22 protein-coding genes are annotated in these 24,128 nt (G+C 53.5%); 4 read left to right on the forward strand and 18 right to left on the reverse strand.

Annotation, left to right across the window (positions count from 1 at the left end; genetic code table 11):
• Positions 1 to 26: 26 nt before the first annotated feature.
• The 8 genes from GZH47_RS02375 to GZH47_RS02410 all read right to left on the reverse strand — a co-directional run bounded on the left by GZH47_RS02375 (position 27) and on the right by GZH47_RS02410 (position 6,365).
• Positions 27 to 605 carry a hypothetical protein gene (locus GZH47_RS02375; protein ID WP_162638364.1) on the reverse strand — a complete coding sequence of 193 codons (579 nt, stop codon included), beginning with the start codon at positions 603 to 605 and terminating at the stop codon, positions 27 to 29.
• Positions 606 to 641: 36 nt separating this feature from the next.
• Complete coding sequence (locus GZH47_RS02380; protein ID WP_225446334.1) at positions 642 to 1,463, reverse strand: ABC transporter permease; 822 nt, start codon at positions 1,461 to 1,463, stop codon at positions 642 to 644.
• On the reverse strand, positions 1,460 to 2,434 hold the full coding sequence (locus GZH47_RS02385; protein ID WP_162638365.1) for an ABC transporter ATP-binding protein: 975 nt from the start codon (positions 2,432 to 2,434) through the stop codon (positions 1,460 to 1,462). Before GZH47_RS02385 ends, GZH47_RS02380 begins: the two co-directional genes overlap by 4 nt.
• A 62-nt stretch (positions 2,435 to 2,496) precedes the next feature.
• Positions 2,497 to 3,069, reverse strand: a complete 573-nt coding sequence (locus tag GZH47_RS02390) for a TetR/AcrR family transcriptional regulator (protein WP_162638366.1) — start codon at positions 3,067 to 3,069, stop codon at positions 2,497 to 2,499.
• Between the two features lie 195 nt (positions 3,070 to 3,264).
• Positions 3,265 to 3,819, reverse strand: coding sequence for an NADPH-dependent FMN reductase (locus tag GZH47_RS02395; protein WP_162638367.1), 555 nt, complete (start codon positions 3,817 to 3,819; stop codon positions 3,265 to 3,267).
• Between the two features lie 195 nt (positions 3,820 to 4,014).
• Positions 4,015 to 4,764 carry a copper resistance CopC family protein gene (locus GZH47_RS02400; protein WP_162638368.1) on the reverse strand — a complete coding sequence of 250 codons (750 nt, stop codon included), beginning with the start codon at positions 4,762 to 4,764 and terminating at the stop codon, positions 4,015 to 4,017.
• Between the two features lie 145 nt (positions 4,765 to 4,909).
• Positions 4,910 to 5,803, reverse strand: coding sequence for a GNAT family N-acetyltransferase (locus tag GZH47_RS02405; RefSeq protein WP_225446335.1), 894 nt, complete (start codon positions 5,801 to 5,803; stop codon positions 4,910 to 4,912).
• Between the two features lie 196 nt (positions 5,804 to 5,999).
• On the reverse strand, positions 6,000 to 6,365 hold the full coding sequence (locus GZH47_RS02410) for a VOC family protein (RefSeq protein ID WP_162638370.1): 366 nt from the start codon (positions 6,363 to 6,365) through the stop codon (positions 6,000 to 6,002).
• Between the two features lie 182 nt (positions 6,366 to 6,547).
• Here GZH47_RS02410 and GZH47_RS02415 point away from each other — a divergent pair, with 182 nt between their 5' ends.
• Both GZH47_RS02415 and GZH47_RS02420 read left to right on the forward strand, forming a co-directional pair.
• Positions 6,548 to 7,276 carry a glycosyltransferase family 2 protein gene (locus tag GZH47_RS02415; protein ID WP_162638371.1) on the forward strand — a complete coding sequence of 243 codons (729 nt, stop codon included), beginning with the start codon at positions 6,548 to 6,550 and terminating at the stop codon, positions 7,274 to 7,276.
• Positions 7,277 to 7,375: 99 nt separating this feature from the next.
• Positions 7,376 to 7,753, forward strand: coding sequence for a hypothetical protein (locus tag GZH47_RS02420; RefSeq protein WP_162638372.1), 378 nt, complete (start codon positions 7,376 to 7,378; stop codon positions 7,751 to 7,753).
• A gap of 30 nt (positions 7,754 to 7,783) precedes the next feature.
• On the opposite strand, the gene GZH47_RS34580 is transcribed toward GZH47_RS02420, so the two are convergent.
• A complete protein-coding gene (locus GZH47_RS34580; RefSeq protein WP_404823739.1) occupies positions 7,784 to 8,089 on the reverse strand; it encodes a DUF4231 domain-containing protein in 306 nt (101 codons plus the stop codon).
• Between the two features lie 216 nt (positions 8,090 to 8,305).
• Here GZH47_RS34580 and GZH47_RS02425 point away from each other — a divergent pair, with 216 nt between their 5' ends.
• Positions 8,306 to 9,661, forward strand: a complete 1,356-nt coding sequence (locus tag GZH47_RS02425) for an FAD-binding oxidoreductase (RefSeq protein ID WP_162638373.1) — start codon at positions 8,306 to 8,308, stop codon at positions 9,659 to 9,661.
• An 89-nt stretch (positions 9,662 to 9,750) separates the two neighbouring features.
• On the opposite strand, the gene GZH47_RS02430 is transcribed toward GZH47_RS02425, so the two are convergent.
• From GZH47_RS02430 to GZH47_RS02455, 6 genes are all read right to left on the reverse strand, one after another.
• Positions 9,751 to 11,997: an ABC transporter ATP-binding protein gene (locus GZH47_RS02430; protein WP_162638374.1), complete on the reverse strand. Its 2,247-nt coding sequence runs from the start codon at positions 11,995 to 11,997 to the stop codon at positions 9,751 to 9,753.
• A 36-nt stretch (positions 11,998 to 12,033) separates the two neighbouring features.
• On the reverse strand, positions 12,034 to 12,603 hold the full coding sequence (locus GZH47_RS02435) for a DUF1854 domain-containing protein (RefSeq protein ID WP_225446336.1): 570 nt from the start codon (positions 12,601 to 12,603) through the stop codon (positions 12,034 to 12,036).
• A complete protein-coding gene (locus tag GZH47_RS02440) occupies positions 12,600 to 14,894 on the reverse strand; it encodes an ABC transporter ATP-binding protein (protein WP_162638375.1) in 2,295 nt (764 codons plus the stop codon). Before GZH47_RS02440 ends, GZH47_RS02435 begins: the two co-directional genes overlap by 4 nt.
• A 249-nt stretch (positions 14,895 to 15,143) precedes the next feature.
• Positions 15,144 to 15,698 carry a YdeI/OmpD-associated family protein gene (locus GZH47_RS02445; RefSeq protein ID WP_162645035.1) on the reverse strand — a complete coding sequence of 185 codons (555 nt, stop codon included), beginning with the start codon at positions 15,696 to 15,698 and terminating at the stop codon, positions 15,144 to 15,146.
• A 75-nt stretch (positions 15,699 to 15,773) separates the two neighbouring features.
• Positions 15,774 to 18,029: an ATP-binding cassette domain-containing protein gene (locus GZH47_RS02450; protein ID WP_162638376.1), complete on the reverse strand. Its 2,256-nt coding sequence runs from the start codon at positions 18,027 to 18,029 to the stop codon at positions 15,774 to 15,776.
• Positions 18,030 to 18,131: 102 nt separating this feature from the next.
• A complete protein-coding gene (locus GZH47_RS02455) occupies positions 18,132 to 18,440 on the reverse strand; it encodes an ArsR/SmtB family transcription factor (RefSeq protein ID WP_162638377.1) in 309 nt (102 codons plus the stop codon).
• A 242-nt stretch (positions 18,441 to 18,682) separates the two neighbouring features.
• On the opposite strand from GZH47_RS02455, the gene GZH47_RS02460 reads away from it, so the two are divergent.
• Positions 18,683 to 18,892, forward strand: a complete 210-nt coding sequence (locus GZH47_RS02460; RefSeq protein WP_162638378.1) for a hypothetical protein — start codon at positions 18,683 to 18,685, stop codon at positions 18,890 to 18,892.
• A gap of 165 nt (positions 18,893 to 19,057) precedes the next feature.
• Here GZH47_RS02460 and GZH47_RS02465 read toward each other — a convergent pair whose 3' ends face one another.
• The 3 genes from GZH47_RS02465 to GZH47_RS02475 all read right to left on the reverse strand — a co-directional run bounded on the left by GZH47_RS02465 (position 19,058) and on the right by GZH47_RS02475 (position 24,091).
• Positions 19,058 to 21,190, reverse strand: coding sequence for a GMC family oxidoreductase (locus tag GZH47_RS02465; RefSeq protein WP_225446337.1), 2,133 nt, complete (start codon positions 21,188 to 21,190; stop codon positions 19,058 to 19,060).
• Positions 21,191 to 21,403: 213 nt separating this feature from the next.
• Positions 21,404 to 23,617: an MMPL family transporter gene (locus tag GZH47_RS02470; protein ID WP_404823740.1), complete on the reverse strand. Its 2,214-nt coding sequence runs from the start codon at positions 23,615 to 23,617 to the stop codon at positions 21,404 to 21,406.
• Positions 23,618 to 23,626: 9 nt separating this feature from the next.
• A complete protein-coding gene (locus tag GZH47_RS02475) occupies positions 23,627 to 24,091 on the reverse strand; it encodes a MarR family winged helix-turn-helix transcriptional regulator (RefSeq protein WP_162638379.1) in 465 nt (154 codons plus the stop codon).
• Positions 24,092 to 24,128 lie beyond the last annotated feature (37 nt).

Here is a 24,128-nt window from a genome sequence, read left to right on the forward strand (position 1 = left end):
TTTTCTATGATTGGCCATTGTCGATTTCAAATGCGACTCGTTTCATAGTATTTCATTGCGATTTCATGATTCCAGATTTGCGCTTCCACATAGGGAATGGTGCCTGTCGGATGCATGGACGCCAGCTTGTTCAGTAATTCGATCGTTATTGAAGCCCTAGCTTCTGCAAGCGTAAAAACATGGCCATGATACCGAGGGTCATAATACGCCTCAGGTTTGTCTCGTGCAATCCAGAAGGAAACCATGCTGTCCGGGAGCGTGAAGCTTACATCTCCTTTTTGAAAGATGGATAAGGGAATTTGAATCTTTTCCATGCCGATTCCCATTGCTAATGAATATTGCTCAATCCAATCGGATGTGCCGAGCACGGAATAGATGGGATAGTTCGCCTGCGGCGTTCCGCCTTTCTTAATGAACGCCTCTCTCAGCCAGTTCTCCGTCTCCAGGCGGCTCTCCCAGTATTGGAGCGGTTCTTTGAAACGTTCGAAGAATGGCGTGTCGTCACATAATGCGGACATCGTGTTCAAAGCCTCGGCTTTGGTTAACGCAGACAGGCTTCGGAATGGCACAGCGCTAAAGTAATGCGTAATATGTTCCACCATCATCTATGAACCTCCATGGGAAGGCGAATGACCGCCGTTTTATTTCACGCGCCAGCTTACCATGCGGTTTACCAGGACCAGCGTAACCAGCGTAAATCCCAGCAATACGATGCAATCCAGCAGCACCGCTCCCGTCCATCCTTTGAACAGCACGATCCGCATCGCATCGGCTGCATACGTCGTCGGAAGCAAATAGGATATCCATTGCATGACGGGCGGGAAGCGATCGGCCTCCACCATGACCGGCGTCAAGAACGTGACCAGCATCATCGCCGTTTGCCCGAGAATGTTCGTTAGATTGTGATTCGGAGACCAGAATCCGAGCAGCGTTCCGATGCCGACGATGCTGGCCAGCGAGAGGAGAATGACAATCGGCAATCCCCACGTCAGCTGCAGGTCGATATGGAACAAATACTTGCCGATCACGCCTAAAATGACTAACGACGGCAGCGTATTCATTAACCCCCGCATCAGATTCGCTGCCACGAAATTCAGCTTCGAAATCGGCAGCGACGCATAGAAAGTGAAATGCTCTTGGTGTTTCTGCCAGGAGATGTCCTGCGCCAAACCGTTCAGACCCATGAAGATAACGCCGAATATCATATTCCCTGCGATAATCTGCACCATCATTTTCTCCGAAGGGTCGGGTACGAAAATGCTCATGAACAACACGTTCGTCAGCGGGAACATCGTCGCCATCAGAACGACGAACACCCAGCTGTCCCGAATCATCGCGAACTGAATCTTGAAGAGAATATTCAGCTCCGTTCTGATCCGCGGCAACCCCCTTAATCGAGTCATTCGTTCAGCATCTTGGACGGTCATCGCAAGAGGCGACGCTTCCGATAAACGGTTCATCATTCGATCGCCTCCTGGCCTTGGACTGCGGAAGACGCAGCCACGGCATCAATATGAAAATACACGTCTTCCAGGCTTGGCGGCGTAATCGTATAATCCTCGATCGGCAAGGCGGGATTCTCCATGATGAAGTCGAACAGCCGATGCGCCTGCTCCTTCTCGACGAGAAGCCGCAGCCGATTTTCGCTCATCGCCTGAACTTCGCCCCACAACTGCAGCACGGACTCCGCTTCTTCTCGCTTGCCGTACGCTGCGGTCAATTCGAATTTCAACCGTTGGTCGACGCGCTGCTTGAGCCGTGAGACATGATCCAGCGCCAGCAGCCTTCCATGATTGATTACCGCCACGCGGTCGACCACCTGTTCGGCCTCCAGCACATTGTGCGTGACGAGGATGACCGTCGCTCCTTCGCGGTTACGTTCTTGGATCAGCGACCAGACGAGCCTTCGTTTCTTCGGATCCAGCTCGTTCGTCGGTTCGTCGAAGATCAACACGGGCGATCTTCCGATCAACGTCGTCCCGATGCCGATCATCCGTTTCTGCCCGCCGGACAGCCGCTTCATCAGCTTGTCGCCAAGATCGGACATCTCGAACCGTTCAAGCAGCTCGAGCGCCTGTCGTTTCGCTTCCCATGCAGACATGCCGCGCAGCTGCCCCGTATACACGAGCGCATCGATGACTCGCAACGACGAGAGGACATGCGGTTCTTGCGCGAAATATGCCACTAATCCAGCTACCGTGTGCGTTTGCTTATGAACGTCCTGTCCGCAGAAGAGCACCCTGCCTTCCGTCGGTTTCAAATGCCCGACTAACTGCTTGATTAAGGTCGACTTCCCCGCGCCGTTCGGTCCGAGTACGCCGACGATTTCGCCTTCGCGAATATTCATCGTGATGTGCTCGTTGGCTAGAATCCGGGTCTTCCCCTTCTTATACGATTGACTGACCTGCTGCACGTCGTACACGAATGCACTCATGTTATCCCTCCAGCAATTTGTCTGTCCGAATCCATGCGCCGCACACCGCTCGCCGCGGCTCGTTATTCGATTCCTTCTTTCATCGCCAGCAGCTGGTACATCTCTCCTAACATGTCTGTCGCGTCGTCAATGTCGAGCTCTAGCGAATTGGTGTTGATCATCGTGCCAATGCCAAGCCAATAGGTGATTATTTTTCGAAACATTTTCTCGGCCTTGCCCGCTTCGATCGCCTGAAGGCGGCTATCCACCTGCAAGAACGCGGCGTACAATTCCTCATGGAGGATGTCGTTGTTTCTCCGCAAGAATTCCACCTTATAATCGGAGAGATATAAGGTTCTGAAGAGCTGCTTCTCATTGCGCGCGAACAGCAGACATCCGATCGCCCAGTTCATGGCGGGCGCATTGTTGTCATCATGGTATTGCTTCATGCTCTCGAGCGCAAAATCGGTTGCCCGGCGAAACACATCCTCCTTGACCTCTTCCATATTTCCGTACACGCTGTAAATGGGCTGCGTGGAGCATTTCAATCTTTGCGCGATGCTCCTGGCGGACAATACGTCCAGCCCTTGTTCCCGCACCATTTCAAAAGCGGCGTTCAGTATGATCTCCTTCGATATTTCTGCCTTCGGGGGCATGATGTATCATCTCCATAAGTGTTAATAACACTCGTTATATTACATATGTTATATAGAAGAAATTGGCATGTCAAGAGGTGTTTTCAACTGCTTGGCCGCACCTCCCCTTCGAAACGAGAAAAAAGCGGAATCCGGTTGGATTCCGCTTGATTACTTCCACGTACACGCACGATCGGTCAATCGACTTGAACCGGGTTAACGCAAGGTTTTCAACGCGCCGCTCCAGGCGATAACCTGGTCAAGCATCGTGTTGACCGCCTGCTCTTGATGCGCGCCGGGCTTGAACACGCTATAGTTCTCGAAATCCGTCATCAGAGAAAGTCCGACTTGGGCGCGAACGTCTGCGATATGCAGCTCGCCGGCAATGAGCCTGAGATTCTCGATGGCGCGCGAGCCGCCGCTGCCCCCATAGCCAACGAAGCCGGCCGCTTTGTCTTTCCACTCCTTGTAGAGAAAATCAATCGCATTCTTGAGGGCGCCTGAAGTGGCGTGATTGTACTCTGGCGTTACGAATACATAGCCGTCAAAGGAATCGATCTTCTCGGACCATGCAATCGTATGCGGCTTGCTGTATTGTCCCATCGATGCCGGAACCGGCTCGTCCAGCAAAGGCAAATTGAAATCCGCCAGATCGACGAGCTCGAAGGAAGCATCGCTGCGTTTGTTTGCGATCTCCGTTACCCAGCGTGCGACAGCTTCTCCATTGCGGCCAGGACGCGTGCTTCCAAGAATAATCGCTATCTTCAACATCGTCATTTCCTCCTTGAAGTCATTTTTCCACTAAGGTAGCATTTCCCATTCCTCTTCCGGATACAACAGAGGCAAGAAAGTTTGTTTGGCGTTGAACAAGGTGCGGCTTAAGATAGACGGTATAGATGATGCGACGAGTACAGAAATGACAAAAAGCCAGAAGAAGAATCATCTGCTGGCTTTTTCAGGTCGTGCTTATTTGCTAAACATACGAATGCCGACCCCCATTACTGCCAAACAACCAAGTCCGATCGCGATGATCCATCCGGTGCTTAAGTTGCTCTTGGCCGTTGATACGGCCGGATACGCCGCCGCAGCTGGGTCCGCAGCCGTTGCAATCCCCTGACTATTCGTCGCGGCGTCGGCAGCATTAGTAGTATCGGCAGTACCTCTGCTATCGGCATCGGCAGTATCGGCAGCATCGATTGCACCTTCTGCAGCTCCCGCATCGGCAACGACATTGGCATTCGCATTTGCCGCTCCATCGTTCGCGGACGATGCTGTTGAACCCTGCTGATCATTGACAGGCTGATCCGGTGCCGGAGTCGGGGCTGCAGTATCATTGCCTGTTGAAGGTTGTGCTTGATTAGGAGGTACGGCAACCGTAAACGAGTATTCGCCGCTAATATTGTGGCCGTCCTCGCCAATGATACGCCATGCGACCTTATACTTGCCATTCGTTAAAGGCGCTTTGAACGCACCTTTGATATCGTTATCCCCGTTAATGCTCGTTACCGCGATTTCCTTCCCATCCTCGCCCGTAACCTTCAAGACGCTCAACGGCTCGATTGTTGTCGCGAACGTCAAGTCAATCTCTGTTAAAGCCTTCGTAACTGTGTCTCCATTAGCCGGCGTCGAGCTCTTCAAGCCGGTATGCGCCGACACCATGTTCGGCAGCATGAGCAGCGCGACGAGAATGAAGAATATCCCTGTGTAGATTTTCAATCGCTCAATCTCCTTTGTTTCCATATGAACTTGGTCTAGTGTAACAAAGGAAATCCAGGCTGAGATGACTCTTTAGGGCTATGAGCTTTGAAATTTCATTGAACGCGGGCTGGCTGAAACAGCTCTAAGTTACACAGTTATGGGCTTATGCCTGTTGAACTGCGGGAATATAACAATGCTGAACTTCTAGCGGGCCTGCCGCGAATCCAAGATTGTAATACACCGCTTCTGCATCATTCCCTTGCATGACATAGAGGCGAAGAATAGGGTAATCTTGCTCCCTTAACACGCTCAGTGCCCTTTGGATCATCTTGGTTGCAATGCCTTTGCCCCTATGGGAAGGCACAACCGCAATATTAAATAGGGCTGGCATTCCATCCTGCAAGGAAACCAGACAGGCGCCGACTAATTGACCGCTAGTGTTGTCATAGATCAGACTCGATGCGATTCGCAGATTCTCATTGGATTCCTGAGCAAATTGCTTCGTCCATGCGGAGAAGAATTCCCGCGAGGTCCACTGTCTACGAACTCCAGATAACGTGCCGGAGTAACTGCTGTAAGAGAGCTCGCTTATTTCTTCAGCGTTGTTAAGGTTAACCTCGTCATCCATCGTGCAGAATTCGGGTACGGCAATCCTCAGATCGTCATCCCAATCGATTGAGAATGTCTCGGTAGGCCGCTGCATCCAGCGGCATCTAAATTCACCCGGCCAGAAGCCGGCTCTCGAGAAAAGGTCGATTTGATTCGGCAAAATTTCGTAGGCAAGGATAGCTTTCGTCCGATCCGATCCGTTCAGCAGCGCTTTCTTCAACAGCTGAACGACCTTCATTTCATCATTGAACGGCGGAATGAAAAACAAGCCAAAAATCACGTTTGGCGCCATCACGACCCCGCCGATTTTCGCAGGTCCTTGATGAATCCAAAACTTTCTCCTCCAATGATTCATCTTCAAACCTTGATCCTTAAAAAATCCGTTATAGGCCATGTTATAGTAAACGGAATAATAAACGCCCCAGTCCGTTGAATCCGCTTGCGACAACGAATAACCGTCCGTTAAATCAACGATTGTCGAACCTTCAAACCAATCACGCATGCGGAATGCCCCCTCGTCTCCATTAAATGCCGCTAATCATGTTCCATCTTACCGGTATCTCCCACCGTAATAATAGGGAAAACAGGAGTATAAAACGAGATCTACACTTCCGGAAGCTTATAAAAAAAAAGCGCTTCCGCGCCTACTCGATCTGAATAATCGTAAGTATATTGCCATCGAGATCGAAGAAATCGAATCGCCGCGGTTCGCCTTCGCGATAACCGGTCATGACGACACCGCGTCCCTCCAGCTTGGCCCGTACGGAATCCAAATCCGCCGCGGCAAAATTAAACGGGCAATAATTCTGATTCGCCACGTAATCCTTCACTTCGACGAGATGGAAACCTACGTTGCTGCCTACGATTAGCCCCGCGAATCTCTTATTCCGCCAAGCTGTTTCCAGCCCGAATATGTCCGAATACCAATCTACCGCCTTGCCCAAATCCCGCACAGGCAAAAATACCGCATCAATGCGCTCAACCAATTTCTCGCTTTGCTGCTCCGTCATAAGGACCACCTCTTCGAATGAATTAGGATTGCAGCATGCTCGCCATGCTGCGAAGTCGTTCGATTGCTTGCTCCTCTCCTTTCCAGGCCTCAATCATATAGATGCCAATCAATCAAAAAGGCTAACAAAACAAAACGAGAATCATATAAATATAAAATCATGAATACGGAGCGTGAACGTGCATGCAGCCTTTAGTATCCGTTGTTATCCCGTTCTATAATTGCGCATATGTAGATCAGGCGATCGAAAGTGCATTGAACCAAACCTACCCCCATCTTGAAATCATCCTTGTCGACGATGGATCTACGCGGTTCCTAGAAACCGTGGAGCCCTATAAAGGGACTGTCAGATACATCCGACAGAGGAACGGCGGCACGGCGTCCGCGCTGAATACCGGCATCGCGCACGCATATGGCGACTACTTCGTCTGGCTAAGCGCGGACGATGTCTTCCAACCGGATAAAATCACGAAGCAAATCGGTCTCCTGCTCGAAAACAAAGGTAATTTTTGTCATACGTCGTATGCCCACATGGATCATCATAACCAAATCACGGACACGCTGAAAGGCTTTGATTTCCCGGAGAAAATCCACCTTGTAGACACATTAAAGTTAGGCTGCATCATCAACGGTTCCTCTGTCATGATCGGGATGGAAGTCTTCCAACGCTTAGGCTTGTTCGACGAATCGCTGCGCTATACGCACGATTATGATATGTGGCTGCGAATACTGCCGCATTACGAGTTTTACTACATCCATGAAGATTTAGTTCATTATCGGATTCATGCGGACATGGGATCCAACAGACATGCCAAGAAAATTCAAAACGAAGTCCTTCTTGTGCAGCAAAAGCATCATGGCAGCATGACTGAACTCGCACGGTTCTTGCGCCAAGCTTCGAACCCCTCATAAAAAATCCAAAATAAGGTAATGACTCTCCGGGTAAACGCATAGGACAACCTCATTCCGATTTCATAGATTAATAGAAACGATAGGGAGGAGTGAATCTGAATGCCCTTTACTACAGGATGGATTACCAACACGCGCGATTTCGGCACCGCCGCAACGAACATCGTGGTCAATCTTAAGAACGCCGATCAGGCGAATGGAGCAACGATCATTCTAGAAATACTTGGTTCGCCGGATGGCTCTAGTTTTGCCCCAATTTATGCGCAATCCGTTATTTTGGCTCCGAACAGCAACCAAGCATTGGTTTTTTTCATCGCCGGCAACGTTTCATATGAAGTTCAATATGAAGTCATCGTGTCACAAAGCAATAATGTGGTCATAACCGTATTCGGAATTAACGAGTTCGGGAATCTCGTTACGAACCAGCGTTACGTACCGTCTGAGTTTACTTTCATTGACCAATTATCGCCATTGGCTTAACAATCAAAGCAACCGAGAAAGCTTGCTCGTTCAAGCTTCTCGGTTCTTTTGGTTTATCATTTTCCTTCTGGATGATATAGAAAGCCAACTAAAATTCATATACGTCAATATCGGGATGGACAGCAATAATGTATAGCGCTTCTCATAGTCAATGCCGAACCTTCTCGATTTCTCATCGTGATTGTAGAGCTGTACGTATGCGATCACCAAGACCAGTACGTTGATCGCGATAGCCGCTAACATACCTGACCATCTGCTACCTCTATTCCGCATGATCATGATCGATACCATCATTGACACTAGGAATGTCAAGACAACGATAATGACGTTTAGCAACGTTCCGCCTCCTTGTTTGAATAGGACATTTCAATTGTATTAACGCAGGAATTTGAGAAAAGTTTCCATTTACGCCGAATATTATCTTAAAATCCCGAATTCTTTTGCTGCAGCTTTATGAATGGCCCACTCCATAGTCTGAAGCCCTTCATACGATATAACGTTCCACATGCAGGATGAAGGCTTCATTACTCGCTCAAAGGGAGTTGGGATTTGTTGAAATCCAAGACGAAACTTACCGGGCTGGTTATTTTCAAAGGTGATCCCGGATACGATGTTGCTCGTAAGAATTGGGACCCGCATACTGACAGATTCCCCAAAGTGTTTGTTTTTGCGAAATGCACGCAGGACGTGGCAAATGCCATCCGCTGGGCCAACGAAAATAACGTCCCTGTTCGTCCGAGAAGCGGAAGGCACTCCCTAGAGGTCAATCTATCGCAGGTCAATGGCGGCATTGTCATTGACGTAAGCAAAATGAAGAAAATAACGCTGAATAAAAAAAGAAGCACCGCGATTGTCGGATCAGGCAATACGGTGGGAAGAATCGCCAAAACGCTTGCGCCGCTTGGTTATATTGCTCCGTTTGGCGACAGCCCGTCCGTTGGGATCGGCGGCATCACGCTCGGCGGAGGCATCGGACCTCTTCAAAGGACGGTCGGTCTCGTCAGCGATAATCTGATCGCGCTCGAAATGGTCGATGCGAAGGGCAGAGTCATTCGCGCCAACAAGAAACGCAACTCGGATCTCCTATGGGCTTCCAAAGGAGGCGGCGGCGGCAACTTCGGCGTATACACCAGGTACAAATTCAAGGTCCATGCCGCTCCGGAGAAGGCAACGGTATACCGGATCACCTGGCCGTGGGAGCAATTCCCGGAAGTGCTGAAAGCTTGGCAGAGATGGGCGCCCTGCGTTGACGACAGACTCGGCAGCGAGTTATCCATCGGCCCTAAGAAGGGCGGCAATGTCACCATGAACGGACTCTTCCTCGGATCGAAGACGGAGGCCCTCCGCCTGTTGAAGCCCATGACGAGCATCGGAACGACGACAAGCAAGCTCATTCGGTTACTGCCTTACCCGAAAGTCGTGGATTTTCTGCTGCCTCCCGATCCTGTCCTTACGCAAAGGGAAAGCAACCAATTCTCCAGCGGCTTCGGCCGGCATCCGTTCCCCGATAAAGCCATTAAGTCCATGCGCAAGTTTCTAGAACAGGTTGAAGGCCAATTCGCGGGATTCTTCTTCCTCAACTGGGGCGGAGCCGTAAGCCGCGTAGCCCCTAAAGCGACGGCGTTCTACTGGCGTAAAGCGAAATTTTACGTCGAGTGGAACAGCTCTTGGGTCAAGAAATCCGATGCCGCCAAAAATATCGCCGTCGCTCGCGAAACGCGCCGAAAGCTGCAGCCTTATATTGTGGGCTCCTATATTAACGTTCCTGACCAAGGAATCCAAAACTCCGGACCGGTCTACTATGGCGCCAACTATCCTCGATTGCGGCGAGTGAAGGCGAAATACGATCCGGGTAATGTGTTTCATAATCCGCAAAGCATTCCGCCGGCTGGCAGGAGAAAAGGCTAATCGGGAAATAGCAGTCCGCTTTAGTCCTTAAGACTCTTCAATCGACAAAGGAGACAGCCGACGTCGGCTGTCCCCTTTGTGATCGTTCCTTATGCCGTGATTCCCACGGAATCAGGCTGCTTCTTCCCTGCAGCCTGCTGATCTTGTTTCTTCGCCATATTGCGCTGCGCGTGAATCAAGTTATAATAAATGCCTTGCTTCTCGAGCAGCTCCATATGCGTACCGACTTCGGCGACTTCGCCTTTCTCCAGCACGATCAGGCGATCGGCGTGGCGAAGCGTGGACAGCCGGTGGGCGATCGCAATGGTCGTGCGATTCTTCGTTACCCGCTGCAGCGCTTCTTGGATCGCCGTCTCCGTATCGATATCGAGCGAAGCCGTCGCCTCATCCAGAATGAGAATGCGCGGGTTGTTCAGGACCGCCCTCGCGATCGCCAGCCGCTGCCGTTCGCCGCCGGACAAGTTGTTGCCGTTCTCGTCGAGCATCGTGTCGTATCCGTCCGGGAAATTAATGATGAACTGATGCGCATTGGCGACCCGCGCGGCTTGGATGATCTCTTCATAGGTCGCGTCCGGTTTGGCGTAACGGATGTTCTCCATGATCGTTCCCGTGAACAGGAATGTCTCCTGCAGCACGACGCCGATTTGCGATCGGAGATCCGCTTGCTTAATCGTCCGAATATCGACGTCGTCGATCAGGATTTCGCCGTCCGTCACGTCGTAGAACCGGGAGATCAGATTGATGAGCGTTGATTTCCCGGAGCCCGAATGACCGACAAGCCCGATCATCTCGCCTTGCTTGACATCGAAGCTCACTTCCTTGAGCACGGGTTCATACGTCTTATAACCGAAGATAACGTTGCGGAACGAGATCTGACCCTCGATCGTAAGCTTCCCGCTGTTCTCCTTATCCAGCACCTCCGGCTGCTCGTCAATGACCGAGAAGACGCGATCGATGGAAATGACGGCGTTGGCTACCCATCTCGGCATGAACATTAACCATGCGATCGGTCCGAAGATCATAGCTGCATAAGAGCTGAATTGGATGAGTTCGCCGATATTCATTTGCTTGTCGAGAATTAAGTTGCACGCGATCAACAACACGAAATATTGCCCAAGCTCGATCAGATAATTCGTGATCGGCGACAGAATGCTGAACAGCTTCTCGCTGTTCACCGTGGCTGCGGCAAATTCGCTGTTGTACGCCCGGAATTTCTTGATTTCCCGTTCTTCTTTCCCGAACGCCTTCACGACTCGAATGCCGCTCAGCACGTCATGCAGGAACGAATTCGCTTTATCGAATACGCGCCATTGCTTGTGGAACAGTTTCCACAGCACCGATTTCCAAATATAGCGATGGAGATAGGCCACGATAGGTGCTGGAATGAGAACGACGATCGCTAAACGCCAATCCGCGTGGAAGAGCAAGTAACTGGCGCTCAGCAGCATGATGAGCTGGAATATCGCGGTCGTGCACAGCTCTTGAATGAGCTGCCGGATCCGGTCGGTATCGGAGGTCACCCGGTTCATGATATCTCCGGCCCGCTGCGAAGTCAGAAATCCGAGCGACAGCTGCTGCGTCTTGTCGAACACCATCTTCCGCAAATCCGCCGCGATGCCCGAGCTCACGCCGGCCATGATGCGGTTCTTCGAAATGTTCAGCACCTCTCCGAACACCAGTACGGCCAGCATGCCTGCAATGCCAAGGAAGAACATGGCTTTGTCCGCGCTCTGCCCGTCGATCGGCTGCAGGGCGGAGTTGACCAGCAGCTTCTGGAAGTACGGTCCAGCGAGCGTAATCCCCGAAGTAGCGAACAATACGAGGAGACCGAGCGCGAGCGTCTTCCAGTGCGCGCGCGATACCGCGAAGAGCCGCTTGATCGCCGCGGATTTGTTCATGCAGACCGGACACACCCGGGTGCCGCGAATGAGCGGGCCGCCGCACTTGGCGCAGATTCGTTCTTCTTCGGTATTGAAGATGCGAATCGGCCGCTTGGCCGACATGTCGTTCAGAATCTGCGCGATGAAGCCGTACCTCGCCGCATGCTGCATCGTAACGCGGACGATGATCCGTTTGGTCTGGTTCACTTCGGCTTCCAGCACCGCATTGCCGATGAGCGGAAGGATTTTATAGTTGGTCGCTTCCCCGATGTCATGCTGTTCCTTGACGCTGCCGTTCTCGATATAGGCCCATTTCTCTTCCCCGATGACCAGGTATCCCGACATCCTCCGCCCGGTCAGCGACAAATCGGCAGGCACGCAATAAAGAACGGTTTGCCCGATGGCCTGCTTTGCAGCTATGAGATCCTGCTCGGCAAGCTTGAAATTGAGATTCATTTCAGCCTTCTCCCCTTTTAGCAAGCGCTGCCTTGCTTACATGCACATTTCGACCATCCGGTATTCCTTGTCGCTTAAGCTGCTGAGGTCCGGGATCACGAATCTATTGCCGTCCACGTCCGTGACCAGCAGGCGGGTCGCTGTGATCAGCTTCGTATTGCCGCCGCCTCCGCGAACCGTAAACCGGCATAAGCCTGCCGTCGTCTCCGTCTCCCAATACGCATAGCCGAACTCTTCTTTGACCCGGAGCACCTTGGTAATCTCGGGAGCAAAATAACGGATGCGCACCTGTTCCTCCAAGAGCTTCGCCGTTTCCTCGGGAAAATCGTCCAACGAGCGGATCATGCCGATTTCCTTGTTCTCGATGTTTCGCACCGACAGATAGATGCGCTTGTTCGTATGCGGGAATGAGCAATGGACGTATACGGCCGGATGCTCCGCGCCATCCACGGTGACGGCGAGCATTTGACCTGCCGTCTTCGCGAAGACGGCGTTGGAACGCGTTAAGTAATTGATATTCGCCGCATCCGACAGATCGGAGGTCGGCTTCGCGGTATCTGTCAGTTTCTCCATTGCATCGGAGGAAGCTGCATGCTGGATTGTCACGCTGAGATCACCTCATTCATTTTGAGCGCCTCGTCATGCTTCTTCACGAGGCTGAAATACGCGCCTTCTTGGTTCATAAGCTCTTCGTGCGTGCCGTTCTCCACCACTTTGCCGTTGTCCATCACGATGAGATAATCCGCGTTGCGGAGCGTCGATAGCCGATGCGCGATGGCGATGGTCGTCCGGCCTCGGATCAGGGAATCGAGCGCCGCTTGAATTTGCAGCTCCGTCTCGGTATCCAGCGAAGCCGTCGCTTCATCCAGGATAAGGATACGCGGATTGTGCAGAACTGCCCGCGCGATAGAGAGCCGCTGCTTCTCGCCTCCGGAGAGACTATGCCCGCCGGTGCCGACGATCGTGTCGTAGCCATCCGGAAGCTTCTCGATGAAATCATGCGCATGGGCGATATTCGCGGCATAGATGATGTCATCGACGCTGCACTCCGGATTCGCATAGGCGATGTTCTCGGCGATGCTGCCGGAGAATACATAGACATCCTGCGAGACGATCCCGATGTTATTGCGCAAGGATGCCGAAGTAAGATCCTTGATATTGATGCCGTCGATCCGAACCTCGCCTTCGGAAACGTCGTACAAGCGCGAGATGATATTGACCAGCGTCGATTTGCCCGCGCCGGAGTGTCCGACGACGCCGATCATTTGGCCGGGCTTCGCGCGCATCGACACCTGTTTGAGGATGGCTTTATTCGGCTCGTACCCGAACACGATGTTGGATACTTCGATGTCTCCCTTGATGTGGTCCAGGTGAATGGCATCCGCCTTCTCCGTCACGTCCGGCACCGTATCCTGAATTTCGAAGATGCGCTGCGCGGCCGCCATGCAATACGACCACCAGCCCACGATATTGTTCATGAACTGGATCGGCCCGTAGAGCATGTGCATATAGCTGACGAAGGTCAGCACCTTGCCGAACGAGATACTCCCGCCCATGACCATCCATCCGCCGCATGCCCAGATCAGAATGCCGCCGGTTTGCGTCAAAATATTCAGTACCGGAAACATCGTGCCGCCGAACTTGTTAAACGACTGATCCGCATTGGAATAGGCCATGTTGGACGTATGGAAACGGTCGATTTCCTTCTGTTCTTTGCCGAACGCCTTGACGACCCTGGTACCCCGGATGGTGTCGCTGATAATCGCGTTCATCCGGCTGATCGTCCGGTGCCTTCGCCATGACAGCCGCCACAGTCTAGGAAATGCTTTGCGAACCAGGACGACGACGATCGGCAGCGGAATAAAGCAGAGCAGGGTCAGCTTCCAGTCCAATACGAGGAGGATCGCCGTGATGCCGATAATGTTCATCGCATTGACGACGAAGTAGGACATCCCGTCCACGAAGAAATATTGCAGCTCCGTCGCGTCGTTGTTTACCCGGGTCATCAGCTGGCCGGTCTGCTTGCGCTGGAAGAAGCTGAGGGACAGCCGCTGCATGGCGGAGAATACGCTCGTCTTCAGATCGAACGCGATATTCGCCGACATCTTCGCGTTGATGACGCCATAGAGCACGCCGAACAAGAGCGACAGTGTCCGGAATCCGATGATGAGCGTCACGATCCAGCCGATTTGATGGGCGAACGTCCCTTTGCCGCCAAGCCCTTGATCAATAAGGACGGATCCTTGCAAATAAGGGATGACAAGTCCTGTTCCCGAATTAAGGAGCATGAAGACGATAATGAGGATGATCGACTTCTTGTACTGTCCGGCAAACGAAAGCAGCCGGGTGAAGATCGCATGCTTCTTCATGCACTTCGGGCAGATCTGCCTGCCCTCTTCGGGATAGATCATCCCGCACTTCGGACATGTCGCCTGCTCGCGATCCTCGTTCAAGTTCAGCTCTTCTAGCGATTCCTGTTTCTTCATCTTCGTGAAGGCCGAGGCTAACTTGGATGCCCTCCCCATCTCCCCGTTGGTGAAAGCGGCAATGACGCGTTCCTCTCGTTCTTTAATGACGACCATCCCGGACGCAACCAGATTCACGATGAAAACGGATTCAATTTTGTCCAAATCAATCGCCTCTACCGACCAGCTGTCCGCGGTTCTGGACTTCGGCCGAGCGGAGGTCGAGCCCGCTTGCCCCCCGTATCCTTTATACGTTTTCTCTTGCGCAGGTTCTTCTAAGCTTGTTGCAATGACGAGCTGTTGACCGGTCAAGATCAGATAGGTATCCAACAACTCGCCGTCGGTCGTACGGTCGCACAGCATGCTGTATACAACCTCGTCTTCGGATACGTGACGCTGCCGTAATACATGCTTTAATTCTTCTGAAAGCATCGTGATCAGCTCTTTCGAAAATAAAGTTTTGGTAACGTTCCCAATTTATAGGGGGAGCGAAACGGCATAGATCATGTTAAGTGTCTCTGCCTGTTTTGTCAACAAATTACTTTTCACTATTCGGCATTTTCAAACCTCCCGGGCTCCGCGGCCTTGGAAGCGTCCAAAAAAACCATCGTCCAGTTCGGACGATGGTTTGAGGTTGATCGCGAAACCATTTACCTGCGCTACTAAAGCCGCATGCACGCCTTAGTCGTCTAATCCTTTGCCGTCGAGAATGTGCTGTATATATTTCTCTACGCGCGCCACTCGGGTTTTCGATTGTTTGGGCGTTGAGAAATAGAGCAGATAGCCGCGCTGGCGGCCCGGCGTCAATGCTTCGAAAGCCGCTTTCAAGGCATCGTTCTCTGCGCAGACTTGTTGAAATTCTTCCGGTATCGGATATTCTTCATGCTTCTTCATAGGAACTTCCTTGCCGGACTTCTCGATCTCGATGGCTTCATAGATATAGGCTTTCAAGGTGCTTTCCATATCGATGATTTGCTGCAAGCTGGTGAACCGGATCTGGCGCGCCGCTTGCACGTTCTCCGTTTGCTGGATCAGAATGCCGTGCGGATCGCGCAGCAAGACGCCTTTGTGAAACAGCAGGGCGCAGTATTCTTTGAATCCGTGGATCAATACGATGTTCTTGTCATCCAACGTGTAACAGGGATGCATCCACTTGATTTCTTCCGTCAGATCGCAATCGAGAACGATCGCTCTCAGCTGCTCGAATTCCGCCTTCCACTTCTTGGCTTTCCGCATAAATCCGTCAACCTTCGGATTCGTTCTGCTGTTGCTCGTTGTCACCAAGATTCCTCCTCTCGCCAATGTAATGATTTAAGACAAGTACTTTCCCGTGATCGACCGATCGGCGTTGATGATCTGAGATGGCGGGCCTTCGAACACGACTTGGCCGCCTCTGCTGCCTCCGTCCGGCCCCATATCGATGATCCAATCCGCCTGGCTGATCACGTCGAGATTATGCTCGATGACGATGACCGTGTTGCCGGCATCCACGAGGCGGTTCATGATCTCGAGCAGGTGGCCGATATCCGACATATGCAGACCGGTCGTCGGCTCGTCCATGACATAGATGCTGCCCTTCTTATGCAGTTCGCTCGCGAGTTTGATGCGCTGGCATTCCCCGCCCGAGAGCGTGCTGAGCGGCTGGCCGAGCGTAATATAATTCAGTCCCACGTCGCTCATCGCCTGAAGCTTGCGGACCACTTCTTTGATTTGGAAAAATTCCAATGCCCGCTCGACCGTCATCTCCAGCACGTCCGCGATCGTCTTGCCGTCCAGCTTGTACGCGAGCACCTCTTCCTTGAACCGTTTGCCTCCGCACGCTTCGCATGGCAGCTTCACGCTGTCGAGGAATGCGAGGTCCGTATAGACGACGCCCAACCCTTGGCAGTTCTCGCAGGCTCCCTTGGAGTTGAAGCTGAACAAGCCTTGATTGACCTTATTCGCGGCAGCAAACGCCTTGCGGACATCGTCCATAATGCCCGTATAGGTGGCGGGATTCGAACGCGTGGATACGCCTACAGCCGATTGGTCGATGACGATCGCATCCGAATGCTGGCCGAGGAAGATATCGTTGATCAGCGTGCTCTTGCCCGAGCCGGCAACGCCCGTAACGACGGTCAGCACGCCGGTCGGAATATCCGCGCTCACGTTCTGCAGGTTGTGCAAGGTGGCGTTCTTGACGGACAGCTTGCCCGAAGGCTGCCTGCACGCCTGCTTCAGCTGCAGCGGACGTTTCATATAATTGCCGGTCAGCGTGCCGGACTCCAGCAGGCCTTCGAAGCTTCCTTCATACACGATGGTACCGCCGCGGCTTCCGGCATGAGGCCCGACGTCGACGATATGATCCGCCACTTTGATGACATCGGAATCATGCTCGACGACGATGACGGTATTGCCTTTATCCCGAAGCTTCTGGAGCAGTTCGTTCAGCCGATGCACGTCACGGGGATGCAAGCCAACGCTTGGTTCGTCGAAGATGTACGTGACATCGACCAAACTGCCGCTTAAGTGCTTCACCATCTTCACGCGCTGCGATTCCCCGCCGGACAATGTATCCGTCTCGCGATCCAGCGTCAAGTAGTCCAGTCCGATGTCGACCAGATGCTGCAGTCGTTCGGTCAGCGACTTGATGACGGGTGCCGCGACGGCATGGTCGATTTCACGTACGACGCGGATGAGCCGGCCGACTTCCATGGCGGACAGCTCCGCAATGTTGTGTCCGTTGATTCTGCAGCCGAGCGCGGCCTGACTGAGCCTCGCGCCATGGCAGCTGAAGCAAGGTCCCTCCGAGATATATGGCGCAACCGTGCGCTGCGTACGCTCGGACATCGTCTTCAAGTCCCGCTTGATATATTTATTGGTGAACTTCTCGATGACGCCTTCTACGGTAATATGGATCACTTTGCCGCCGAACGGCATCTCGACCTTCCGCGCTTTGCCATACAGCAGCTGGTCCAATTCCGCTTGCGAATAATCGGAAAGCTTCTTGTCGGCATCGAAGGAGTCCGCCTGCATGATGATCGTCCAGTCCATGCTGTCCACCTTGTAATCCGGCAGCATGATTGCTCCTTCGTTCAAGGACTTGGACATATCGACCGCTTTGCTCATATCGATGCCCAGACTGCGGCCGATCCCGCTGCAATCCGGACACATGCCGAGCGGATCGTTGAACGAGAACATATTGGCCGTTCCGACATAGGGCTGTCCCACGCGGGAGAAGAGCAGTCGGAGAATCGGCGAAATATCGGTAATCGTGCCCAGCGTGGAATGCGAGCCGCCGCCGAGCCGCTTCTGATCCACGATGACGGCCATGCTCAAATTCTCGAGCGCATCAGCCTCCGGCTGCGGAACGCGCGGAAGAAACGTGCGGACGAACATGCTGAAATTCTCGTTCAGCAAACGCTGGGATTCGGCAGCGATCGTATCGAAGACGATCGATGACTTGCCGGATCCGGATACCCCGGTGAAGATCGTGATCTTCCGCTTGGGAATGCGTAAAGACACGTTCTTGAGATTGTTCTCCCTGGCACCCGAGATAACGATATACTCCTGATTCGATTCGCTCATGCACAGCATCCTTCCGATCCTCATAATTTCTATTCTGTCATGCCAGCGCCTGGTCAGGCTGATCCATCGATACAGATCAGCTCATTCTTCTTCCGCCGCCAGCTACTGGTTTATACGAAGCCTATTCGACTGCCAGAACTTACTGTAAGAGGCCGCCCAATCCTGCACTTCTCTGAGCGGTGAAGCGTTCAGCCTGAATCGCGTCTCCCTGCCGACTTTCCGGTCCATGACCAGTCCGGCTTCTTTAAGAATGGTCAAATGCTTAGAAACGGCCGTACGGCCCATCGGAAACTGTACCGTCAATTCATGAAGCGGTATCTCCTCTGCCTCGGCTAACAGACGAATCAATTGGCGCCTGGTTGGATCTGCGATCGCGTCGAACACATCCCTAAGCTGGTTGTTCTCTGTCACAGCACTCTCTCCTACGCTACTCCGTTGACTTGCTAATCAGACACCATTCGGTGACGCGATTATCATATGACACTATTCGGTGTCTTGTCAACATTATATTCGCCCGTGAACTGGTATAGCCGCTAGCGGTAAAATTATAGCTCGCCCGTCCCTTAAGCGGCGTTCCGTCCGAATGGTATACCTGTTGCCGTTGCCGTTGATCGCGGTCCAAATGCGCGGTGACAAGTGGAGGTCCGATGACGATGCAATCCTATTTATTGCAAGCGAAGCTCTCCTGCCAGCTCGTCACGATTCAAACCGATGACGGGGATTGGCTGACGGGCATGGTTGAGGAGATTACCCAATGGACGGTCACGCTGCGGAGAAGCGACGGGATCAAGATGGTGCTGGTCGGCGAAATCGTTCATGCGTACCTGCTGCCGCAGCTGGGCGAAGGCGGTATCCATTCATGAGGCCCGGAATCCAACGGGCCAATCCGGAACAAGCTGTACGTTCGGATCAAGCTGCAAGTCTGGAACAGTTAAAGCAGCTCCCGCTGCAATAGAAAAACAGGATCAAGTTCTTGTCCGTGGCTTGCGACAGGAACTCGATCCTTATGGGGTTAGAAGCCGTGCGGCTTACCCTTGTTTCACCAAGTTATCCGCTGTACGGAAGGCTAGGGCAAGGATGGTCAGCACCGGGTTAACGCCGCCGTTCGTTACATGCACGGAGCCGTCGCTTACCCAGAGGTTGTCGTAGCCGTGAATACGGCCCGTCGGATCGGTGACCGACGTCTCAGGGTCGTTGCCCATGCGCAGCGTACCCGATTGATGCTGCCCGCCGCTTAGCCCGTTGCCTGCGCGAGTGCGCCATACATGGCGCGCTCCCGATGCCCACAGCCACTTCTCTGCCTGTTCCGCCAACAGGGCCGAAGACCGCAGCGACTCCGGATGCACGTTCCCCGAGAGCGCGGCAACCGGAATGCCGAAGCGGTCCTTGACCGTCGCCGATAGCCGTACCCGGGAATCGGCGTTCGGAATCTCTTGGATCGGTCCTTGAATTTGGCTTGTCCGCAGATAGGAATCGCGCATCGTTTCCTTGCCTGCGCTCCCCCACCTTGCCGCATCCGGCGCAAGCGCGCGATACCAATGAACGAGCGGCAGCCTGGTGAAATCGTTGGCCAGCAAGCCTCCCCCGATAATCCCGGATTCGCTGTTATGGTCGAAGCGCAATGTGGCGATGCTTACCCCCGGGCCGCTGCTGTCATGAATCGGCTCATCGAAGACGCCGTAGGCGCCGGCGTAGACATGGCCCTGCAGATTCCGTCCAACCTGGCCGAACCGGTTACCGATACCGTTCGGCTCCGCATCGGATGCCGAGTTAAGCAGCAAGCGCGCACTTTCGATCGCTCCGGCGGCAACCACCACATGACCTGCCCGCACCTGACGGCGTTGGATCGCTCCGTCTCTTTCCTGCACAAGATGAACGCCGGTGGCATGCCGGCCCCCTTCTGTATCGATACGCTCCACGATGGCATCGCAGATCAAATCGCAGTTGCCGGAAGCAAGCGCTCTTACGAGCATCGTGTTCTGGCCGCCATTCTTGCTGTTGGTCGGACATGCGAAGCCGACGCACTGACCGCATCGCGCGCAAGCCGGCCGGCCGTCGCGCTCGACGGAATTAATGAGCAGCGGCACTGGCCCTGCTTCCCATCCCAGCTTCGCCGCACCTTGAGCCAATCGTTCCGATTCCTTCGTTCCGAGCAGCGGCGGCATCGGATAAGGACGATCCCGCTTCCCCCGTCCGGGGTGAGCATGCCCATCGCCGGAGACGCCGACTTCCCATTCGGCCCGCTCGTAATACGGCGCAAGATCCTGATAGCTTATCGGCCAGTCGCTAAGCGAGCTCCCGTCCGGAATGCCGTATCGAGTCGCCATGCGGAAGTCTTCCGGGTGGAACCGCCAAGCCTGCGCCCCGTACACGCGAGTCCCGCCGCCGACCGTCATGGCGTTATTATGATAGTCGCCGTCATGGGGCGCGGTAATTCGCTCTTCCCCGCCTGGCAATAGAATCGTCCGGGCGTTGCCGGTTAGCGATGGCCCGGTGTTATGACCGTATTTGCTCAAACGATGATTGCGCAGGTGATCGCGGCCAACCTCGTTATAGCGAAGCCAGCTGCCGCGTTCGATGACGAGCACGCTGAGTCCGGATTCGGCGAGCGTCGCCGCAGCGACCGAACCGCCGGCTCCCGCTCCTATGACGATCGCATCGTAACGGTCCTTCAGCTGGTCCAATGACCGCTGCGGCAATTCGGTTTCTTCGATCGGCGCTTGGTTATCCGGAAACGGTCCCGGACGGAAGCCGATCATCTCCCACGACTTGGCCCCGCGATTGCCGCCTGCTTCGGGCGTTCCATAGTAGCCGTCGATGACAGCGCTTAACAAATGATCGAAGAACGGCTTCGGCGAAACGGGCCAGTCCCGAACGATTTCATGCTGGACATCCCGAAGCAGAAGATCCTGCTCGTCCGCCGTCAATTCGGCAAACGATCGCCCGTGGCGAGCTGTCGCTTCCGCATCCAATGCATGCAGTCCGGGAGCTAAGATTGTCGTCCAAGCAGCAGGATCCTCTTGGGCATAACGTTCTAAGTACGTCAATACGCCCGCTTGGCTTGCCGACGGCCAAGCGTCCTCCGGTACCAAGCGGTCGGCAACCGCTTTCAAAACAGCCATGACTTCGTTCGAGAAAATCTTCTGATCGTCTTGCATCATCTCTCAACACCATCCAATGTCTCGTAAACTATCATCCTCGTAGACGACTCTACTACTAATAATCCGATAATTCAACTTGAATGAGCCGATTTTATCGACTCGACTCGTTACTTCATGCACGCAGCCCCTTCATCCGATCATGTCCCTCTCCTCCACACACACCAAAAAACCGCAATCCCACGCAGGATTGCGGCTTCCGTTTGCAACAGGTTCTTAAGCGATTTTCTTGTTCTTCTTCTTCCCGATTTCCTCCATGATGCTCTCGCCCTCGACATCGATGTTAGGCAGGATGCGGTCCAGCCATTTCGGCAAATACCATGCGGATTTACCCATCAGCGACATCACCGCCGGCACAAGCGTCATCCGCACGACGAAGGCATCGAACAAGACTCCGAACGCGAGCGCGAGGCCGATGGACTTGATCATCGCATCGGGAGCGAGCATGAAGCCGAAGAAGACGGAAATCATGATCAACCCTGCGGACGTCACGACTTTGCCGCTGTCCCGCACGCCGTCCAGGATCGCTTTGCGAGGATCGCCGGTATGGGCGTACACTTCCCTCATTTTGCTGACGAGGAAGATTTCGTAGTCCATCGCAAGTCCGAACAAAATCCCGATTAAGATGACGGGCAAGAACGCCAGGATCGGACCCGATGCCGGGAAACCGAATACGTTCAGCAAATGGCCGTCTTGGACAACGAATACGACGAAACCGAGCGTCGCTCCCAATGAAAGCAAGAAGCCCAATACGGCTTTCAACGGAATGAATAACGAACGGAATACGAGCACGAGAATGATATAAGCGAGCACCACGATGAGCGCGGCGAACACCGGCAGCGCATCGTTCAGCTTCTGGGCGATATCGATGTTCATCGCCGTCGTGCCGGTGACGAGCAGCTGAATATGATCGGATTGTTCCGTCTCGTTAGAGAAATTCCGGATCTCCTTGACCAGATCCTTCGTCTTCGTATCGTCGGGTCCAGTCTGAGGCATGACCGTCATCAGATACAGCTTGCCCGAAGGAGCCGGAATAGCCGGCGTTACGCTCTGCACGCCGGGAAGCTTGCCGATCTCCGCCTGGATCTTGGCAATCGCTTGCGAAGAATCCTCCGCCGGCTTGTCTACTTGCGCACCGATGATCAAGGAAGCGTTAAAGCCTACGCCGTAACCTTCTGTCAGCAAATCGTACGCTTTGCGCTCCGTCGTATCCTTGGCCTTGGTCGTTCCGTCGGAAGGCAGTCCCAAATTGATATGGAAGAAAGGAATGGCGATGACTGCGAGCAGAATAATGGATGCGAATGAAGCGAACAGCGGACGTTTGGTGACGAACAGCCCCCATTTGCTCGAAGAGGCCTTCTGCTTGTTGGCTTTCGACTTCTTGAACAGTTTATTTTCCCGCTCGGGCGTCAGCTTATGTCCCATCCAGCCCAGAATCGCAGGCAGGACGACGATCGTCAACAGAACGGTCGTAATGACGCAGAACGCAGAGGAAATCCCCATCATCGTTAAGAATGGAATCCGGGCAACCGATAGTCCCAGCAGACCAATGACAACGGTAACGCCCGCGAACAGAACGGCGCTTCCGGCCGTCCCATTCGCGATGGCGACGGATTCTTGCACCGAGAAGCCTTTGGCAAGCTGCTGCTTGAACCGGGTGATCATGAAGAGCGCGTAATCGATGCCCACGGCCAAACCGAGCATGGCCGCCAAGGAGAGGCAAACGCTCTGAATCTCGATAAACGTCGAGCAAAGCACGATGCCGAGCATCCCGCCGCCGAGTCCGATCAAAGCCGAGAGGATCGGCAAACCCGCCGCAAGGAACGAAGCGAACGTGATGGCGAGAATAATGAAAGCGGCAATGATCCCGATGACTTCAACCGGAAACTCGCCCCCTTTCGAAAGCTCGACGTCTCCTCTCGTTTCCGTTTGGAGTCCGGCATTCCTGGCGATGTCCACTTGATGCTTAATCGTTTCCTTCGTTGCTTCCGTAACTTCGCCGGCGGCGGTCTTGAAAGAAACCTCTCCATAGCCGATCCGTTTATCCGCGCTCAAGTTCTTCAACTGCATCGGATTGGTCACGCCGGCGACGCCGGAATCTTGTCCGATGGCGTCAAGCGTATCGGTAATGACCGTCTGCAGTTCCGCGGACTCCAAGGTTTTGCCTTCTGGCGCTTTGAATACGACTTGGATCTTGGCGCTTGGATTCGCTGCCGCGCCAAACGCTTCGCCGATCACTTTGCCCGCCTTATCCGCGGGCGTATTCGGGATGGTTAGTTCGCTGCTGAAGGAAGGCCCTAAACTTAAAGCGGCGATTCCGAGCGCGATCAGAACGACCAACGTGCCGAGCAGTACTTTCTTGCGGCTCTTGGCTGCCCAGAGCCCCAGCCTGTATAAATATTTAGCGATGACAATCTCCTCCTGCTCCATGCAAAACCGTTATTTCTCTGTCTCTGTATCTGTCGTGCTTTCTTTCGGCCAAAACACAATATCGAAATAGTCGTCGCTGCCTGCGCCTTCGGCTTTCAATTTCTCCTTCACGGCCGTTACGAACAGCAGCATGCCCTGCTCCACGATCTCCTGCTCGGCAGGCTGCAACGAGCTCAAGACATCCCTCACGTACTGATTCAGCGGCTCCGGCGATAATTCGCGAATATCCTTGATTGTTTTATCCGTTAGGGAAATTTGAACGGAACGCTTGTCGTTCGGATCAGGCGTCTTCATAAGCAAGCCTCTTGCGGTTAATCGTTCCACGATATCCGATACGGTGCTCTGCGTCATTCTAAGATTTTGCGTAAGCTGCTTGATGCTTATGGATTGATGGAACAGCACTTCGGCGATGACTCGCGTCTGCGGAACGGTGACGCCATGCTGCTCGGCATGCTTCTGAAGATTCTTCATCATGAACCGATGCAAATAATCAATGGATTCGCGCAGAAAG

This window comes from Paenibacillus rhizovicinus (assembly GCF_010365285.1).
Lineage (GTDB): Bacteria > Bacillota > Bacilli > Paenibacillales > Paenibacillaceae > Paenibacillus_Z > Paenibacillus_Z rhizovicinus.

Coding starts and splice junctions, on each gene's coding strand:
- GZH47_RS02475 (WP_162638379.1), bottom strand. CDS start 24,091: ATGATGAAGAATCTTCAGAAGCATGCCGAGCAGCATGGCGTCACCGTT.
- GZH47_RS02420 (WP_162638372.1), top strand. CDS start 7,376: ATGCCCTTTACTACAGGATGGATTACCAACACGCGCGATTTCGGCACC.
- GZH47_RS02385 (WP_162638365.1), bottom strand. CDS start 2,434: ATGAGTGCATTCGTGTACGACGTGCAGCAGGTCAGTCAATCGTATAAG.
- GZH47_RS02415 (WP_162638371.1), top strand. CDS start 6,548: ATGCAGCCTTTAGTATCCGTTGTTATCCCGTTCTATAATTGCGCATAT.
- GZH47_RS02460 (WP_162638378.1), top strand. CDS start 18,683: ATGCAATCCTATTTATTGCAAGCGAAGCTCTCCTGCCAGCTCGTCACG.
- GZH47_RS02440 (WP_162638375.1), bottom strand. CDS start 14,894: ATGCTTTCAGAAGAATTAAAGCATGTATTACGGCAGCGTCACGTATCC.
- GZH47_RS02410 (WP_162638370.1), bottom strand. CDS start 6,365: ATGACGGAGCAGCAAAGCGAGAAATTGGTTGAGCGCATTGATGCGGTA.
- GZH47_RS02450 (WP_162638376.1), bottom strand. CDS start 18,029: ATGAGCGAATCGAATCAGGAGTATATCGTTATCTCGGGTGCCAGGGAG.
- GZH47_RS02380 (WP_225446334.1), bottom strand. CDS start 1,463: ATGATGAACCGTTTATCGGAAGCGTCGCCTCTTGCGATGACCGTCCAA.
- GZH47_RS02445 (WP_162645035.1), bottom strand. CDS start 15,698: ATGCGGAAAGCCAAGAAGTGGAAGGCGGAATTCGAGCAGCTGAGAGCG.
- GZH47_RS02390 (WP_162638366.1), bottom strand. CDS start 3,069: ATGCCCCCGAAGGCAGAAATATCGAAGGAGATCATACTGAACGCCGCT.
- GZH47_RS02465 (WP_225446337.1), bottom strand. CDS start 21,190: ATGATGCAAGACGATCAGAAGATTTTCTCGAACGAAGTCATGGCTGTT.
- GZH47_RS02395 (WP_162638367.1), bottom strand. CDS start 3,819: ATGTTGAAGATAGCGATTATTCTTGGAAGCACGCGTCCTGGCCGCAAT.
- GZH47_RS02375 (WP_162638364.1), bottom strand. CDS start 605: ATGATGGTGGAACATATTACGCATTACTTTAGCGCTGTGCCATTCCGA.
- GZH47_RS02470 (WP_404823740.1), bottom strand. CDS start 23,617: ATGGAGCAGGAGGAGATTGTCATCGCTAAATATTTATACAGGCTGGGG.
- GZH47_RS02430 (WP_162638374.1), bottom strand. CDS start 11,997: ATGAATCTCAATTTCAAGCTTGCCGAGCAGGATCTCATAGCTGCAAAG.